Annotated in this window: 15 protein-coding genes and 1 pseudogene; 10 read left to right on the top strand and 6 right to left on the bottom strand. The window is 38.7% G+C overall.

All coding sequences use genetic code 11. The features are described from left to right. Together mutL and H9Y05_RS03440 are read right to left on the bottom strand one after the other, a co-directional pair. Positions 1-1,839 carry a DNA mismatch repair endonuclease MutL gene (mutL, locus tag H9Y05_RS03445; RefSeq protein ID WP_216713516.1) on the bottom strand — a complete coding sequence of 613 codons (1,839 nt, stop codon included), beginning with the start codon at positions 1,837-1,839 and terminating at the stop codon, positions 1-3. 21 nt (positions 1,840-1,860) lie between these two features. Continuing rightward, complete coding sequence (locus H9Y05_RS03440) at positions 1,861-2,451, bottom strand: nitroreductase family protein (protein WP_216713515.1); 591 nt, start codon at positions 2,449-2,451, stop codon at positions 1,861-1,863. A 453-nt stretch (positions 2,452-2,904) separates the two neighbouring features. Between H9Y05_RS03440 and H9Y05_RS03435 the strand changes: the two are divergent. The 5 genes and pseudogenes from H9Y05_RS03435 to H9Y05_RS03415 all read left to right on the top strand — a co-directional run. Then, positions 2,905-3,336 (top strand): annotated as a pseudogene (locus H9Y05_RS03435) (adenosylcobalamin-dependent ribonucleoside-diphosphate reductase); the annotation flags it as partial. A 54-nt stretch (positions 3,337-3,390) separates the two neighbouring features. Then, on the top strand, positions 3,391-4,365 hold the full coding sequence (locus H9Y05_RS03430; RefSeq protein ID WP_163491828.1) for a ribonucleotide-diphosphate reductase subunit beta: 975 nt from the start codon (positions 3,391-3,393) through the stop codon (positions 4,363-4,365). A gap of 24 nt (positions 4,366-4,389) precedes the next feature. After that, positions 4,390-6,036 (top strand): ribonucleoside-diphosphate reductase subunit alpha, encoded by a 1,647-nt coding sequence (locus tag H9Y05_RS03425; protein ID WP_163491829.1) that lies wholly within the window; start codon positions 4,390-4,392, stop codon positions 6,034-6,036. A gap of 212 nt (positions 6,037-6,248) precedes the next feature. Next, complete coding sequence (locus H9Y05_RS03420; protein WP_163491830.1) at positions 6,249-6,665, top strand: ArsR/SmtB family transcription factor; 417 nt, start codon at positions 6,249-6,251, stop codon at positions 6,663-6,665. Positions 6,666-6,770: 105 nt separating this feature from the next. Beyond that, a complete protein-coding gene (locus tag H9Y05_RS03415; protein ID WP_163491831.1) occupies positions 6,771-8,363 on the top strand; it encodes a peptide chain release factor 3 in 1,593 nt (530 codons plus the stop codon). Between the two features lie 70 nt (positions 8,364-8,433). Here the strand turns inward: H9Y05_RS03415 and H9Y05_RS03410 are convergent, their stop codons facing one another. From H9Y05_RS03410 to H9Y05_RS03400, 3 genes are all read right to left on the bottom strand, one after another. After that, positions 8,434-8,970, bottom strand: coding sequence for a hypothetical protein (locus H9Y05_RS03410; RefSeq protein ID WP_163491832.1), 537 nt, complete (start codon positions 8,968-8,970; stop codon positions 8,434-8,436). A 3-nt stretch (positions 8,971-8,973) separates the two neighbouring features. After that, complete coding sequence (metF, locus tag H9Y05_RS03405; RefSeq protein ID WP_163491833.1) at positions 8,974-9,924, bottom strand: methylenetetrahydrofolate reductase [NAD(P)H]; 951 nt, start codon at positions 9,922-9,924, stop codon at positions 8,974-8,976. Positions 9,925-10,011: 87 nt separating this feature from the next. After that, a complete protein-coding gene (locus H9Y05_RS03400; protein ID WP_163491834.1) occupies positions 10,012-11,202 on the bottom strand; it encodes a phosphoglycerate kinase in 1,191 nt (396 codons plus the stop codon). A gap of 271 nt (positions 11,203-11,473) precedes the next feature. Here H9Y05_RS03400 and H9Y05_RS03395 point away from each other — a divergent pair, with 271 nt between their 5' ends. Beyond that, entirely contained in the window at positions 11,474-11,908 is a 435-nt protein-coding gene (locus H9Y05_RS03395; RefSeq protein WP_163491835.1) for a DUF2147 domain-containing protein, read from the top strand. Between the two features lie 45 nt (positions 11,909-11,953). On the opposite strand, the gene H9Y05_RS03390 is transcribed toward H9Y05_RS03395, so the two are convergent. Continuing rightward, the gene (locus H9Y05_RS03390) at positions 11,954-13,255 is read right to left on the bottom strand and encodes a YncE family protein (RefSeq protein WP_216713514.1); all 1,302 of its coding nucleotides are present in this window, start codon (positions 13,253-13,255) and stop codon (positions 11,954-11,956) included. Positions 13,256-13,439: 184 nt separating this feature from the next. Here H9Y05_RS03390 and H9Y05_RS03385 point away from each other — a divergent pair, with 184 nt between their 5' ends. From H9Y05_RS03385 to H9Y05_RS03370, 4 genes are all read left to right on the top strand, one after another. Beyond that, the gene (locus H9Y05_RS03385) at positions 13,440-14,666 is read left to right on the top strand and encodes an HD domain-containing protein (RefSeq protein ID WP_216713513.1); all 1,227 of its coding nucleotides are present in this window, start codon (positions 13,440-13,442) and stop codon (positions 14,664-14,666) included. A gap of 38 nt (positions 14,667-14,704) precedes the next feature. After that, entirely contained in the window at positions 14,705-15,292 is a 588-nt protein-coding gene (locus H9Y05_RS03380; RefSeq protein WP_163491838.1) for a redoxin family protein, read from the top strand. Positions 15,293-15,384: 92 nt separating this feature from the next. Continuing rightward, the gene (locus tag H9Y05_RS03375; protein ID WP_163491839.1) at positions 15,385-15,951 is read left to right on the top strand and encodes an RNA polymerase sigma factor; all 567 of its coding nucleotides are present in this window, start codon (positions 15,385-15,387) and stop codon (positions 15,949-15,951) included. Then, positions 15,935-16,981 (top strand): tetratricopeptide repeat protein, encoded by a 1,047-nt coding sequence (locus H9Y05_RS03370; RefSeq protein ID WP_163491840.1) that lies wholly within the window; start codon positions 15,935-15,937, stop codon positions 16,979-16,981. The genes H9Y05_RS03375 and H9Y05_RS03370 overlap by 17 nt, the downstream gene beginning before the upstream one ends. The last annotated feature ends 12 nt before the right edge of the window (positions 16,982-16,993 follow it).

The following is a 16,993-nucleotide window of genomic DNA, read 5'->3' as shown; positions in this document are numbered from 1 at the left end:
TTAAAATAGTTGATGGATATCTGTTAAAGGTATTGTTTTTAAAATCAGTTTTCCTCCGGGGGTATAGACATGTTCTTCACACTGAAACAGCGATTCTACCAAATTACTCACCTGTTCTTTGTTTCCTGAGATTACTTTTGATTTCCCCGCATTTCGTGCAACATTCGAAATCAGAATGTGTGCAATCTCCCCTTTATCTATTTCCGCAAAGGAAAGATTGTGCAGAATGGAATCCACACAGTCATTAATCGCCTCTTCTTCGAGTACGGCCGGAACAGCACTTAGCAACAATGTATTTTCCTGAATGTTACTTTCAAATCCCAACCGGCTCAGTAACGCATTGTGGGACTCCCAGGTCGATTGTTCTCCGGATGATACTTCTTTTTCGTATGGAAATAACAATGTTTGTGATGCAATCGGATGCACAATAAATTCTTTCATCATGGAATTGTAAACGATTCGCTCAAACGCGCGTTTACCGTGCATTACCATCAACCCGGTTTTTGCGGGGAAGAAAATATAAGGTGGTCGCAGAATAAATTGATCAAACTGCGTCCCTTCTTCTTCCAGCTCAATTGCTTGTTGAACTTCTTCCTGTTTTTCCGCAATCTCATCAATATTATAGAAACCGGCCCAATCCTGTTGCGTCGATTTATTTTCACCAAAGCCGTGTTTATTCAACGCCTTATGTTCTGTTGAATGAGAATTTTTCCCTATACTTTTCGTTTCCTGAGAAAACGGATTGTAATTCGGGTTGACTTGAATTTGCGGCTGAACAACCGGTTGAGAATGCATGTGATATGGCAAATCAAAACTTTGCTCACGTTCAAAATCCAGAGTCGGTGCAATATTGTATTTACCTAATGCCTGACGAATCGAACTGATCAGGATCGAGTAAATGTATTTATCTTCTTCAAATTTGATTTCTGTTTTTGTCGGATGGACATTCACATCAATTTTTGCAGGATCGATTTCAAAATACAGAAAGTACCCCGGATATGTTTTCGGTTGAATCAATCCTTCAAACGCCCTGTTTACAGCATTGTTAAAATAGCCGTCCCGAAAGTAGCGGTTGTTCACAAACAGAAACTGTTCTCCTCTCGTTTTTTTTGCATATTCCGGCTTCACAACGTATCCTGAAACCCTTACAATTGTTGTTTCTTCATGAATAGGAACCAACCGTTCGTTCTGACGATCGCCGATGATATCCACAATTCTTTTACGGAGAACAACGCTTCTCAGGTTGTACACTTCCGTTCCATTATGTGTCAAAATCAGATGAATGTTCGGATGTGCCAATGCAATTCGCTCAAATTCATCTTTGATGTGACGAAATTCAACATCATTTGACTTCAGAAAATTGCGACGTGCCGGGACATTATAGAACAAATTTTTCACTTCAAAACTTGTTCCCTTATCACAAACAACTTCCTCCTGTTCAATCACCTGACTTCCTTCTACAAGCACGCGCGTACCGGTATCCGTTCCTTCCTGCCGTGTTTGCAGTATCACATGTGCGATTGCTGCAATACTCGCCAACGCCTCCCCTCTGAATCCTTTTGTCTGCAGAGCGAATAAATCATCTGCTGAATGAATTTTGCTGGTTGCATGACGCAAAAAACACAATTCCGCATCCTTCACATTCATTCCTTTTCCATCATCTATCACCTGGATCAATGTTTTCCCGGCATCTTTGATGTGTACCTGTATTTTTTCAGCCCCGGCATCAATAGCATTCTCAACCAACTCCTTCACAACAGAAGCTGGACGCTGGATCACCTCTCCAGCCGCGATTTGATTGGCAATATGATCCGGAAGTACTGAAATGATGCTTTGCATATATATCTTTCTTCTTGCTGATTATTCTTCAGAAATCCATTTAGTTACGTATTCCAACGGTTTTCGATGCGCTTTCGGCCACTCAATGTCCGGATAACCGACATAGAACAATCCCAGGCACTTATCCTGCTCACCCAGATCAAGAAAATGGTTCATCTCCTGATTGTAAATAAGTTTCGGCGTTGACCAAAAACCACCCAATCCATAAGCCGTACAGGTCAGATACATATTCTGAACAGCGCATGCAACCGCCTCAATTTCTTCCAGCTCCATGATTTTACTCTCCGGTTGTCGTACCATAGAGACAGCAATAACCACAGAAGATCTCAATGGGCGGGAAACCATCTTTGCCAGTTTCATATCATTTTGGGCTTCTTTCGGTGTTACTTCCAGGTATGTTTTCCCCAAAAAATCACTTAGTTTTTGAAGTCCGCCGTCTGTAAAAACATGAAACCGCCACGGCTGTGTGTTTCCATGATTAGGCGCCCATAATGCATTATTAATAATTAATTCAATTTGTTCCTTATGTACTTTTCGCGAGCTGTACTGCTCCGGGAAAATAGTTCGTCTGTTGCGAATTAATTCTGTTATTTCTGAAAGATTGTATTTCATAGCTACCGTATTCACTCCTGATTGTTAGACAGGCTTACAAAAATAGTAATTTTTAGGCAGAGAATTTTAGATTTTAAATTGTTATTAACAGCCTGAGTGAAGTCATTTACACGAAATTGCCATATCGTCATATTGCGATATCCCTATTTTGGAATTTGAACACTATTACTCCTTAACTAAAAATGTCCACTTTAACAATACCAAAAAAGTATCATTATTTCATTTTTTGTAAACTTTTTCATGTTAGAAAAAACATAAATAAATGATAAATAAATATTTAAGTATATAAATCTGTAAACTTTTGAAAAATTAATTTTTATATAGTTGTTTTATAATTTACATTTGTCAACCAGAATAAAGCAACCAAACTTTTCAATCATTCAAGAAATGGAAACCATAGAAAGAGGCAAAATCGACCAAGTTGAGACAGATAAAAATTTCTCTCAAATCCCTTTTCCGACCAATCGACCGGTTGAATTAGAAGCAGATGTTGTTCGCTTCCAAAACAATAAGGAAAAATGGATTGCATTTATCGGTTTGATCGATGGCCGTCCGTATGAGATATTTACCGGATTACTGGACGATGAAGATGGTATTGCCATCCCCAGATGGGTAGATAACGGTAAGATTATTAAAGGAAAGGATCAGGACGGAACCTCCCGTTATGATTTTCAGTACAAAAACACACGAGGCTATAAAACTACAATCGAAGGGTTATCCTATAAATTCAATCCCGAGTATTGGAATTATGCCAAATTGCTTTCAGGAACATTGCGCTATGGTATGCCCATTGAAAAGGTAGTTGAATTGATTAACAGCCTTCAACTGGAAGGAAACATCAACACCTGGAAAAATGGTGTTGCAAGGGCCTTAAAGCGCTACATTCCCGGTTGCACTGAAGAAGAATAGACGAATAATAACAATTTAAGAAATACAATCATGAGCATTTTTGACAAACGCGTAAATTATAAACCTTTTGAATATCCGGAAGTATTGAAATTTACAGAGGCAATTAACAAATCATTCTGGGTTCACAGCGAAGTGGATTTTACAGCTGACACACAAGATTTTCATTCAAATCTAACAATGGCCGAACGCACTGCGATCAAACACAGCTTGTTAGCAATCGCCCAAATAGAAGTAGCAGTAAAAACATTCTGGGGCAATATTTTCCTTCATTTTCCAAAACCTGAATTCAATGGATTGGGAAGTACATTTGCAGAGTGTGAATTCCGTCACTCGGAGGCATATTCCCGCCTGCTGGAAGTCCTCGGATACAACAATGAATTCCAAAAACTCATGGACATACCTGTCATCCGCGAACGCGTTGAATACCTTTCCGGCGTACTACAGGACACCCGCTCTGACGACAGAAAAAAATACGTTGTGTCGTTGATTCTCTTTACCATCCTGATTGAAAATGTATCCTTGTTCAGTCAGTTTGCAATCATTTTATCTTTTACCCGGTTCAAAGGATACATGAAAAATGTAAGCAACATTATTGCATGGACTTCTGTTGATGAACAAATACACGCAAATGCGGGGATCTATATTGTAAACACGATTAAAGATGAATTCCCTGACTTTTTTGATGCCGAAACAATGGCGCAAATCAGGAAAAGCGTTGAAGATTCGATCGAAGTTGAACGAAAAATTCTGGATTGGATTTTCATTGAAGGAGAATTGGACATCATCAACAAAAAGGATTTGTTGAATTTCATGAAATTCAGAGTTGATGAAAGCATGAAGCAAATTGGATTTGATGCTATTTTCAATGTTAGCAACTCCGAATACCAGCCCATGAGTTGGTTTGAAGAAGAGGTTTTTGCCAACAGTCTGGATGACTTCTTTGCAAAACGACCTGTTGATTATACGAAACACGATAAAAGCATTACTGCTGAAGATTTATTTTAAAAAAACCGGCAAACATATTGGACAATGGAAAGATTATGGTGGAAAAACTCCGAAAGTGAGCAAATACTAAACAGAGGATATCTGTTAAAGGGAGAAACGGTAGAAGGTGCAATTGACCGCATTTGTGAAGCCGCAGCAAAAAGACTCTACAAACCCGAATTGAAAGAAGCGTTTGTAGAAATGATTGAACGCGGATGGATGAGCTTAAGTTCTCCGATTTGGGCAAACATGGGAACCGAAAGAGGATTGCCGATTTCTTGTTTCAATGTCCACGTACCGGACAGTATTGAAGCAATCACTCACAAATTGGGTGAGGTAATTATGCAAACAAAAACAGGAGGTGGAACGTCCGGGTATTTTGGAGGATTGCGATCAAGAGGAAGTGCTGTAACAGATAACGGAAAAAGCAGTGGTGCAGTTAGCTTTATGAAATTGTTCGATGCCGCAATGGATACAATCTCTCAGGGCGGTGTACGAAGAGGTGCTTTTGCAGCTTATCTGGATATCGATCATCCGGATTGTGAAGAATTTATACAAATCAAAAACATCGGAAATCCCATTCAAAATTTATTCTTCGGCGTATGTGTTCCTGATTACTGGATGCAGGAAATGATTGACGGGGATATGGAAAAACGTGAGTTATGGGCCAAAATCCTTGAAAGTCGCCAGCAAAAAGGCCTGCCTTACATCTTCTTTACGGATAATGTTAACAGAAATAAACCTCAAGTATATAAGGATCACAACCTGATGATTAATGCCAGTAATTTATGCTCCGAAATTATGCTCCCGTCAACAGACGATGAGTCATTTATCTGTTGTTTATCCTCAATGAATCTTGAATTGTACGATGAATGGAAAGACACGGAAGCGGTAAAACTGGCAACCTTCTTTCTTGACGCAGTACTGCAAGAATTCATAGCAAAAACAGAAGATAATTACTACCTGGCAGCGGCGAATAAATTTGCGAAACGCCACAGAGCTTTGGGGTTAGGTGTACTCGGGTGGCATTCCCTGTTGCAAAAGCGAATGATTCCTTTTGAAGGGTTAGAAGCAAAGCAATTGACGCATGAAATTTTCAGCCACCTGCATGAAAAAACAGAAAAAGCAACCCAAGAACTTGCAAGAATCTATGGAGAGCCAGAGCTATTGAAAGGATATGGGAAAAGGAATACAACCACCATGGCGATTGCTCCAACCACCTCTTCCTCTGCTATTTTAGGTCAAACATCACCAGGAATTGAACCTTTCAGCAGTAATTATTACAAAGCGGGGTTGGCGAAAGGTAACTTCATGCGAAAAAATAAGTATCTGAAAGCACTGCTTGAAGAAAAAGGAATTGATAATGAAGATATCTGGAGAAGCATCATGCTGAACGGAGGAAGTGTTCAACACCTGAAAGAATTGAACGAGCAGGAAAAGGCTGTTTTCAAAACATTTAAAGAGATCAGTCAATTGGAAATTATTCAACAGGCATCTATTCGTCAAAAATTTGTTGATCAGTCGCAAAGTTTAAACATTAACATTCCTGCAGAATTACCAATTAAAGAAGTCAATAAATTATTGATCGAGGCATGGAAACTAGGAGTTAAAACCCTTTATTACCAACGTAGTCAAAGCGTTTCGAAGGAGCTCGTAACAGAATTAGTTAGTTGTAGTAGTTGCGAGGCATAAAGACCGTTTTAGATCTTACAAAATAGTAAAACCGGATCAACATGTTGATCCGGTTTTTTATCTTATAATTATTCTAACACATTGATATATCGAAATATTACGATATGGAGATTCTTCAAAAAATCCAAATTAACACTTGCACAAAACACTATTATTCACTATATTCATAATTCATATAATTTTTATTAACCACCTTTTAAAACTAATTAAATATGGGCGCTACTAAATATGAATTTTATTCCGATGAATTGATCAATACAGCAGATTTACTTAAAGCAATTGCTCATCCCGCAAGACTAAAAGCATTATTGATCATTGCAAATGAGACAGACAAGGACATAACAATTAAAGACATTGCAAAAGAAATTAAACTGTCTCAATCCACACTTTCTGTTCACCTTAAACAACTTCATAATTCCGGACTTGTAAAAACAGCTGTTATCAACAATGAAAGTAAATGTTGTAAAGTATTTAGAGTAAATAAAATTGCGTTTACTCACCTGATGAATATGTTAGAGCACCTACTCAAAAAAATTGAGTTAAAAAATGATGATCGATATGAATCATTCTACCATTTTTACAGCAAACTAAAGTCTGTACACAACTGGAATCAGTGTTTTGAATCTTAGATCCATCCTACTCTTTATCTAAAAATTCTACTCAATTCCGTTTTTGAGGAAGAATCAGTTATCTTTGCGCTCTGATTTTTCAGAATTCAACAACAATAACGTAACATGAAGAATAGTGAAGCCGTAGAAAAGAGAAGAACATTTGGAATTATTGCCCATCCCGATGCAGGAAAAACAACACTGACGGAGAAACTATTATTATTTGGAGGGGCAATACAAACTGCCGGAGCGGTAAAAAACAATAAGATAAAAAAAACCGCAACCTCTGACTTCATGGAAATTGAAAAACAACGGGGAATTTCCGTCGCTACATCTGTTATGGCATTTGAATATTCCGGAAAACAGGTAAATATCCTGGACACTCCGGGACACAAAGACTTTGCAGAAGACACCTATCGGACGCTAACCGCTGTAGACAGCGTAATCCTGGTTATTGACAGCGCAAACGGAGTTGAATCACAAACAGAAAAACTGATGGAAGTTTGCCGTATGCGAAATACACCTGTGATCATCTACGTCAATAAAATGGACAGGGAAGGAAAGGATGCTTTTACACTTTTAGATGAATTAGAAGAAAAACTGAATATCAAAGTTCGTCCGTTAACATGGCCGATTGGAATGGGAGACAGATTCAAAGGTGTTTACAATCTGCATGAACAAAATCTGAATTTGTTCCAGGTAAACAAAACTAAAATTGCAGAGGATATTGTAACCATAAAAGACCTTTCAGATCCGACACTTGATGAAATGATCGGGACATCATTTGCAGAAGAGCTGAGGGAAGAAGTTGAAATAATAAACGGCGTATATGATGACTTTGACAGAGAAAAATACCTGGCCGGTAAACTGGCTCCTGTATTTTTTGGTTCAGCCGTCAACAATTTTGGGGTAAAAGAATTGCTGGATACATTTATTCAAATATCCCCATCTCCAAGAGGGAGAGATACAGACATGAGATTTATTGAACCAGACGATCCGAAGTTTTCCGGATTTGTCTTTAAAATCCATGCCAATCTGGATCCAAAACACAGAGACCGAATTGCATTTTTGCGCATCGTTTCCGGAAAATTTGAACGTAACACATTTTATACACACGTGCGTTCTGACAAAAAAATGAAATTTGCAAACCCGACATCATTCATGGCGCAAGATAAGTCTGTGATTGAGGAAGCATTTCCGGGAGATGTAATCGGGCTATATGACACCGGAAACTTTAAGATTGGAGACACATTAACGGAAGGAGAAAAACTCCAGTTCAAAGGTATCCCATCTTTCTCTCCTGAAATTTTCATGGAATTGGAAAACCTGGATCCGATGAAGTCCAAACAATTGGACAAAGGGATTCATCAGTTGACAGACGAGGGAGTCGCTCAAATGTTTATTATGCAACCCGGAAACAGAAAAATTGTAGGAACTGTCGGACAATTACAATTTGAAGTCATCCAGTATCGATTAATTAATGAATATGGTGCAAATTGTCGCTTTACACCAAGAAACTTCACAAAATCAGTCTGGATTACGACAACAAATCAGGAGCAACTGGAGTCATTTAAGCGTGCGAAAGCAAATTACCTTGCAACAGATAAAGATGGAAATATGGTATTTTTAGCTGAAACTCAATTTTTGTTGCAAATGGCTGAACAGGATTATCCGGATATTACATTCCATAAAAATTCAGAATTCAAATTGGAAGTATAGCAATATCGATTTATCGCTATATTCCGATATAGACATATTTCAAAATAGGATAATTGTCGTATAAATTAAATTATAACCATTTAGATTCAATACGTTTTGCTGCTTTCTTCACAAAGCGTTTCAACGTAGATTCTCTGTCGGAAATATTATTACATTTGATCTGGTCGATTGCAACCATCTCACCGTTTCTGTAGAAGGCAAATTCAAATGTAACGGAAACAGCTGCATTGCGGTAAATTTCTCTTAATGTCCCCTGATCTAATTTTTCTGCAAAGGGGTATTTAATCTCCGAAATTTTGTATTTTCTGTCATATCCTCTTACTGAAACAATAACATAGGTATCAAAGCCCTTTTCCTTGAGTACATTCAGCAATGAATCACTTGCTAAAACAGCTGAACTCTCGCCTGATTTTACATAATTTACAGAAGGAGTTGTTTTTACCTGAAATTCATTTAACAAAGTGACCAATGTGCTTTCAATGGTAAAACGTTCCTCAATTTTATCAAACTGCCCCACTACTACAACGTTTTTGAGTTTCAAACTACTCAACTGTGAAAAGGAGTTCAATGACATCAATACAAACAAAACAATTACACTATTCTTCATGTGTTAGAAAATTTCTTTGGCGATCGCCTTTACGGACGATGAATTTGACATTGTATAGTAATGGATACAAGGCACTCCTTTCTCCTTTAACTCTTTTGATTGGTGAATCCCCCATTCAATCCCAAGTTTCTCAGCATCCTGATTGGTCTTACATTTCAATAATTCCCTGGACAGTTCTTCCGGATAGTCAATGTGAAAGAATTTAGGTAAAAAAGAAATATGGTTCAGGGTTTTAATCGGTTTGATTCCCGGAACGATCGGAACATTAATTCCCACACTACGGCACGCCTCTACAAATCGAAAGTATTTCGAATTATCAAAAAACATTTGCGTTACAATATACTCTGCTCCGGCATCGACCTTTTGTTTCAGGTATTCCAAATCCGTAGACAGGTTCATCGCTTCAAAATGCTTTTCAGGGTAACCTGCAGCTCCAATACAAAAGTCTGTTGACTCCAGGTGAATATCATCCATCAGATAGACCCCGTTATTCATATCTCTTACCTGGTGAATTAACTCCACAGCATACGCATGTCCGTTTTTATGCGGTCGAAATGCCGCCTCCGTTTTTATCGAATCCCCGCGCAAAGCCAACACATTATCAATTCCCAAAAACTGCAGATCAATCAATGCATTTTCAGTTTCTTCCTTCGAAAATCCTCCGCAAATCAGGTGCGGGACAGCATCTACGTGATATTTATTCATGATCGCGGCACAAATACCAACTGTTCCCGGACGTTTCCGAACAGAAATCTTCTCCAGCAATCCATTGTCGTGTTCCTTATAAATGTATTCTTCCCGGTGGTATGTAACATTGACATACTTTGGTTTAAATTCCATCAACGGGTCGATTCCATCGTAAATCGATTGGATACTTTTTCCTTTTAGCGGTGGTAAAATTTCAAAAGAGAACAAAGTCTCTTTTGCTTGAGCGATGTGTTCGGTTACTTTCATTATCAGTCAAAGATAGATATTCCATTTTCATTAACGCATTTCACAACAATTTTTATGAAACTTCTTTCGAAAACAGTTCAATAAGGTTTAATTTTTTATGGCTTTAATTCCCGGTAGTTCGATCCCCTCCAGGTATTCAAGCATTGCTCCTCCTCCTGTTGAAACGTACGAAACCTTATCTGCCAGTCCGAACTTATTGATCGCAGCAACGGAATCTCCTCCTCCTATCAGTGAAAAAGCACCATTTTCAGTTGCTTCAACAATCGCGTTTGCCACATCAACAGTACCTTTTTGGAAATTTTCCAATTCGAACACTCCCATTGGTCCGTTCCACAAAATCAACCTGGATGAAGTAATGATTTTTGCTACATCTACAGAAGTAAGAGCTCCTGTGTCCAATCCCATCCAGCCATCCGGAATTTCATCAATTTTAACCTCCCGTCTGTTGGCATCGTTATCAAATCTATCCGCAATCACAGTATCGACAGGAATATACAGATTAACTCCTTTCTCTTTTGCTTTCGCCAGGATCTTCAGCGCCACATCAATATAATCATCTTCCACAAGTGAATTGCCGACTTTTCCTCCTTGTGCCTTCACAAACGTATATGCCATTCCCCCTCCTACAATCAGGTTATCGACCTTATCCAATAAACGTTCAATGATTGTAATTTTAGATGAAACTTTCGCTCCTCCTACAATTGCCGTTAGTGGTTTTTCCGTACTGTTCAACACTTTATCTACCGCTTCAATTTCTCCTTCAATCAGGTAACCGAACATTTTATCATTCGGGAAATAATTCGCGACAATTGTTGTGGAAGCATGTGCTCTGTGAGCTGTTCCGAATGCATCATTAATGTACACATCACCGTGTTTCGCCAAGGCCTCCGCAAAACTTTCCGTTCCGGCTGTTTCCTGTTTGTAAAACCGAACATTTTCCAACAGCAAAATCTCTCCCGGCTTTAAGTGAGTACTGGCCTCCAGTGCTTCTTCATTAATACAGTCCGAAACAAATTTAACAGGTACTCCCATTACGTTGGAAACCTGGCCAACGATGTGTTTAAGCGAATACTTTTCTTCAACTCCATTCGGACGCCCCAGATGTGACATCAGCACTACGCTTCCTCCATTTTTTAAAACATGTAAAATCGTTGGTGCAGCAGCGCGAATACGGGTATCGTCCGTTACCTCAAAAGTTTCTTTATTGAGCGGAACATTAAAATCCACCCGAATCAGGGCACGTTTGCCGGAAAAATTATAAGAATGAATATCAGCCATTGAATTAAAATTAATTGGCGCAAATTTAGCTTTTTTTTCATTCTGAATTAACGTCTAAATCGGTTTTTCAATAGGATTGTGATTTTATTATGCACACATAAATGCTTTCAAAACTATACCTGGATTATTTTCATGCGATCAAAAATATATTCAACTGATTTCCCATCAATTAAAATCAAAAACACTTCATTCTCTCATTATTTGGCATAATTTTTTAAGGTTAATTTCAAAATAATTTGTAGCTTTAAGAAGCTATGTAAAAAATAACAGTATGAAGAAATTACTTTTTATATTCTCATTTTCACTGATCAGTGTTATGAGTTGGGGACAAACATGCGTAGACAAGTGGACTACCATTGACGATGAATCAGGAAAGAAAAAATCGATTGTCGAATTGTACAAATACGAAGGGCAATTATATGGGAAAATTACCTATTTGTATCCACGTGAAGGAAGGGAAGAAAATCCGAAATGTACATTGTGTACAGACGACAGAAAAAACAAGCCGCTCATTGGTCTTCAAATCGTAAGAAACCTGAAATGGGACGGTGAAGTGTGGCACAGCGGAACAATTGTCGATCCTGAAAACGGAAAAACATACAAGGTGAAAATGTGGGTCGATAAAGATACTCCGGACAAATTAAATGTCAGAGGTTATGTGGGACCGTTCTACAGAACCCAGACATGGGAGCGCGTAAAAGACTAAACAAGAAATAAAAAGAATTCGAAAGGGAGAAGATTTCTCCCTTTTTTATTGCTTTTGAATGGAGTAAACCATCACCGAATTACCTCCCTGATTTCCCTTTCCCTGAGCAGTGGCAATTAACTGTTTTCCATCAGGAGAAACCGCCAGTCCAACGGGATAAGAATCTGCATTGATCTCCGTTACAACCTTCCAATCCGAATTCCGGATCACAACGATCTTACTTTCATTGTTCACCGCCGCAAATGTATATTCACTCTTCGGATCCATTGCAATCGTACGGGCGCCGGTTCCTACAAACACGCTTTTATCCGGTTTCACAGTGATCGTTTTTATTTCTTCAGGATTGAAATGATAACGCACATCACCCCATTTCACCTTATCGACATATCCCGTTTTATTCACACTCATGTAAATGTACTCCGTATCCACTAAAATATGACGGATATTCGGCTTCAATCCGGCCACACTCCCGACCTTTGAAAAATTACTCATTCTGAAAATCGCCAGGCCACCGTTTCCTCCCATCCGACCAATTAGCAGGTATTTGCTGTCAGGAGTAAAGGTCGTTCCCCGCAGGCAATTACTACAATTATTATCACGGTCAATGATTTCAGTTGTATCATATACTAATGTCACACGCTTGTCTACCTCCAGTAATTTGACATAATTGAATTGAAACGGATCATTGGAAGAAACATCCAAAACACCAACCGTATTGTCTCCCCAATGTGTCACAGCGACATATTTCCCGTCAGAAGAAGCCGCAATCATCTTTGGAAGAGGTGCTGTTGGTATAACACGTACAATCTCATCTTTTTCTGTATCAATCACACAGAGTGCAGAAGGCAATTGTGCATTTGCGTCATAGCTTCTCCGGTAATAAGTTACAAACAACCAATCGCCATTTGCAGATAAACAGGCTTCAACCGGTTTTCCTGAAAAGAAATTCGGATTCGACCGGTCTTCGGGAAACACATAGTCAAACAGTGTATATTCATTGTTTTTGAACAGTTGCTTATTCCCTGCATTAAATTTATGAGCAATGCCCTTTATTTTTTTGTGCGTCTTCGCATCAAAAACAACGGTTTCACATCCTTCCAATGACTGGATGTAATACTTCGAACCATCCTGGCTGAACGTTACTGATTTTGGAGAATTAATTGCCGGTTCATACACATCTTTATCGCTGGCTGTTACGCTTTTATAATATTGATTGCGATGTGTCAATTCCAGTGTGAGGGCATTATTTTCAGAAGATCGCTGACCGATCGGTACTTTTTTCAGTTGTCCGAACGAATAAAAGGTAGTCAGTATCAGCAAAAAAAGAGGTTGAACGGTTTTTATCATGTACATCAATTTTATGGCATTTAACGCATTCGTTTTACATTTGTTACATCTCTTTTCACATTTTCATTCCGTCGGTATCGATACAATTGATCTTTTCCTGTATGCCGGAAGTCGCAATAAATGTGTTCCTCATTGATAAAATCGCTATTTTTGTCTGTTTCAATACGATTAGCACAACATAACTGTGAAGAATAAGAACAAGAAAAAGATCTTCAACGACCCTGTTTACGGGTTTATTTCCATACCAAACGATTTCATTTTTGATCTCATTGAACACCCGTACATGCAACGGTTGAGAAGAATACGGCAGTTGGGAATGTCCCATCTGGTCTATCCCGGGGCTTTACATACCCGTTTTCACCATGTGCTGGGCGCCATGCATCTGATGAATTTAGCTGTTCAGGTAATCCGGAGAAAAGGACATGAAATAACGGAAAAAGAAGAACAGGCGGTTTTAGCTGCAATTCTATTACATGACATTGGACACGGGCCATTCAGTCACGCATTGGAACACGACATTGTCAATGGTGTAAGCCATGAAGACATCTCCGGTTTTTTTATGCAACGGCTCGAACATGAATTTGGCGATAAATTACGATTGACACGGGAAATTTTCACCAACCAATACCACAAACCGTTTTTGTATCAACTGGTTTCCAGTCAACTGGACATGGATCGTATGGACTACCTGAACCGAGACAGTTTTTACACCGGGGTAAGTGAAGGTGTAATCGGAAGTGACCGGATCATTGAAATGCTGGACGTACATGAAGGCAACCTTGTGCTGGAAGAAAAAGGAATCTATTCGGTCGAGAAGTTTATTACTGCCCGAAGATTGATGTATTGGCAGGTGTACCTGCACAAAACAGTCGTTTCTGCCGAACATTTATTGATCAACACCTTAAAAAGAGCGAAACAGGTATCATTGGAAGGAAAAGAATTGTTTGCCTCCCCTGCTCTTGCTTATTTTCTGAAAAATAACATTACCCGCAGTGATTTCGAAGCCGATCCCTCTACGTTAGATACGTTTGCTTTGTTGGATGATTACGATATCATGGGGGCAATTAAAGTATGGCAATTCTGTGATGACAAAATTCTATCCGATTTATCTAAACGATTGATCAACCGAAAATTATTTAAAATAAAAATTTCCAAAGAACCGTTTTCTGAAGCAGAATTGAGTACAAAACGACAGGAAATTGCGGCTAAATTAGGAATCTCAGAAGAAGAAACAGTTTATTACCTGCATTCATCACGATTGGTTAATAATGCATACAACCAGGAAAAACAGACAATCAACCTGCTCATGAAAAACGGGGAAATCATCAATCTGACAGACGCATCCGACAACCTGAATATCTCAGCGTTGACAAAACCTGTTGAGAAATTTTTTATCTGCTATCCTTCATGATAATTGAAAAACAATACATTTGTTCTAAATAATATACCATGGAATCATTCTTTCTAAATCTCGGACTTTCATACACCTGGAGTAAAGCCCTCCCCTACATTTTAATGATCATTTTGGGTTTACTGATTGGTATTTATTTATTCAGAAAAACAAAATCGAAAACGATAAAAATTATTTCCGTTCTGCTGATTGGCGTTCCTTTTGGAGCATATTTTGCCGTCAACCCGATCTATCAGGGTGATTTTTCCAATGAATCACGAACAGTTGAACATTCACCCGCAACCAGTGAGTTAACAGGTAAAAAATTAGTTGTCATTTCACTTCCGGGATGTGGATACTGCAAAGAATCTGTTGAACGGTTGAAAGAAGTTAAAAAGCTACACGACAAGTTAGAAGTGGAATATGTTGTTACATCTACCGATAGTATGACCCTCGAATTCTACAAAGAAGTTATCAAAGGAGAATTCCCGCTTCGACTGGCTGAAAATCCGGACGAAATGACAAAACTTGCACAAGGAAGGTATCCGAGTTTTGTATTGGTCAATGAAAAAGAACCGATGACGATCTGGGTGAACAATACGTTTGGTGCCATGGCAATGGACGAGGTGGTCAATCATTTCCGGTAAATTCTTCTCTGACCTCATTGTCTATTTTTTTTAATTCTTTGTGGAATTTTTCGTTCCATTGCATCTGTATAGTATAAATCTTTGCTAAAGGCGTGTTTAAGAATCGAAAATACAGAAAACTATCCGATGAGGAACTTGTATTACTGATCCGGCAGGAGCAAGCTTCTCATTACGTTGGTATTCTATACGAGCGCTATGGTCACCTGGTATTTGGTTTAGCCCTGAAATACCTTAAAAACAAGAACGAAGCGGAAGACCTGACTGCACACGTATTCGAACACCTCTTCGATAAACTTCAAAAACACCCCATTCAGTATTTCAAATCCTGGTTGTATACACTTTCCAGAAATGAATGCCTGATGTTCCTCCGGAAACAAAAACCACAAAGCGATGTATCGGCAGAAATGTACGCGATTCATGAAGATCCCACTGAGGATTTGGTTGAAAAAGAAGTACAGCTGGAATTACTGGAAGAAAAAATCGCACTTCTGAAAGATGAACAACAAGCCTGTATCCGCTTGTTCTACCTGGAAGAAAAGTCGTATCAGCAAGTAAGTGACGATTTGAATCTGCCACTGTCAAAAGTGAAAAGTGCCATTCAGAATGGAAAACGAAATTTAAAACTATTGTTAGAGCAACATCATGAGTTCAACAAGTAAAAAACAAAACGAGCACCTGACGCGCGAAGACATTCAAGCGTATCTTTCGACCCACGACGAACGGGAAAAGCGTGTCATTGAAGGAAAAGCACTCAACAATGACTTTGATACTGATGCGCTTGAAGGATGGTCAGCTTATGGTGCCGGTATTTCAGACCTGAAGCAACTGGACAAAAAATATACTCCTTCGCCCAAAACCTGGATGATCTATTCCGGGATAACAATAATGCTGATTGTAACAGGGATTTATTTTTATACCCGCCAACAAGACCAACCTGTTCAGATAGCCGCTGTAAGTATTGAAAAAACAGACTATATCTTACCCGATTCAGTGGCAAATTTGGTTGAAGTACCTAACAATGAACGGATCACATTGGATGAAATAAAAGTGATTAAACAACCCGTTAAACAGGCAACCAAAGCAAAGGAAAGCGAGAAAAAAGAAGTAGTAATTGAGAAAGAACAAATTGAAGTAAATGAGTTACCTGTTGTGAAGCCTGCTGTAACAACGGAAACACAAACATTGCAAAAAATCAAAGCGAAAGAGATGTACCTGAATAATTTAAAATTGATTGATTACCGCAATTACCGGAAGAAACCTGAATTAACGGTTGAATCAATTCAGCTTTCAGGAGTTCCTGCAGATAAAGAAATCAAAGAAGAGCAATTGAAAAAATCAGCGATTTCCTCGATTGAAATTCCGTATTATGATTACATCAGTAAAACAACACTTCTATTGGATGAAGGCGCATATAAAAAGGCATTGGCACGATGTAATATCATTCTCTCACACTATCCGGATGATGTAAATGCACTTTTTTATTCAGGAATTTGTTATTACAATCTTGCCGAATACAACCGGGCAATTGAAGCGTTTAAGCTGTGTATGGAATCAAAATTCAACAACTTTGATGAAGAGGCAGAATGGATGCTTGCAAACAGTTATCAGGCAAACGGGGAAAAGGACAAAGCAAAAACGCTGTTCCAATCAATCAAAGAAAAAGGAGGTTTCTACAGCAAGAAACCATAAGCCGCCAATTTT

Source organism: Taishania pollutisoli (assembly GCF_014518315.1).
In the GTDB taxonomy this organism is placed as follows: domain Bacteria; phylum Bacteroidota; class Bacteroidia; order Flavobacteriales_D; family Crocinitomicaceae; genus Taishania; species Taishania pollutisoli.
The sequence above is the reverse complement of the archived record's forward strand: the minus strand, read 5'-3'. Positions and strand labels throughout refer to the sequence as shown.

What these genes read in the sequence shown, in the direction of transcription:
- H9Y05_RS03425 (WP_163491829.1), top strand. Translation starts at nt 4,390, where the DNA reads ATGGAAAGATTATGGTGGAAAAACTCCGAAAGTGAGCAAATACTAAAC.
- H9Y05_RS03395 (WP_163491835.1), top strand. Translation starts at nt 11,474, where the DNA reads ATGAAGAAATTACTTTTTATATTCTCATTTTCACTGATCAGTGTTATG.
- H9Y05_RS03390 (WP_216713514.1), bottom strand. Translation starts at nt 13,255, where the DNA reads ATGATAAAAACCGTTCAACCTCTTTTTTTGCTGATACTGACTACCTTT.
- H9Y05_RS03380 (WP_163491838.1), top strand. Translation starts at nt 14,705, where the DNA reads ATGGAATCATTCTTTCTAAATCTCGGACTTTCATACACCTGGAGTAAA.
- H9Y05_RS03430 (WP_163491828.1), top strand. Translation starts at nt 3,391, where the DNA reads ATGAGCATTTTTGACAAACGCGTAAATTATAAACCTTTTGAATATCCG.
- H9Y05_RS03400 (WP_163491834.1), bottom strand. Translation starts at nt 11,202, where the DNA reads ATGGCTGATATTCATTCTTATAATTTTTCCGGCAAACGTGCCCTGATT.
- H9Y05_RS03415 (WP_163491831.1), top strand. Translation starts at nt 6,771, where the DNA reads ATGAAGAATAGTGAAGCCGTAGAAAAGAGAAGAACATTTGGAATTATT.
- mutL (WP_216713516.1), bottom strand. Translation starts at nt 1,839, where the DNA reads ATGCAAAGCATCATTTCAGTACTTCCGGATCATATTGCCAATCAAATC.
- H9Y05_RS03440 (WP_216713515.1), bottom strand. Translation starts at nt 2,451, where the DNA reads ATGAAATACAATCTTTCAGAAATAACAGAATTAATTCGCAACAGACGA.
- H9Y05_RS03410 (WP_163491832.1), bottom strand. Translation starts at nt 8,970, where the DNA reads ATGAAGAATAGTGTAATTGTTTTGTTTGTATTGATGTCATTGAACTCC.
- metF (WP_163491833.1), bottom strand. Translation starts at nt 9,924, where the DNA reads ATGAAAGTAACCGAACACATCGCTCAAGCAAAAGAGACTTTGTTCTCT.
- H9Y05_RS03370 (WP_163491840.1), top strand. Translation starts at nt 15,935, where the DNA reads ATGAGTTCAACAAGTAAAAAACAAAACGAGCACCTGACGCGCGAAGAC.
- H9Y05_RS03420 (WP_163491830.1), top strand. Translation starts at nt 6,249, where the DNA reads ATGGGCGCTACTAAATATGAATTTTATTCCGATGAATTGATCAATACA.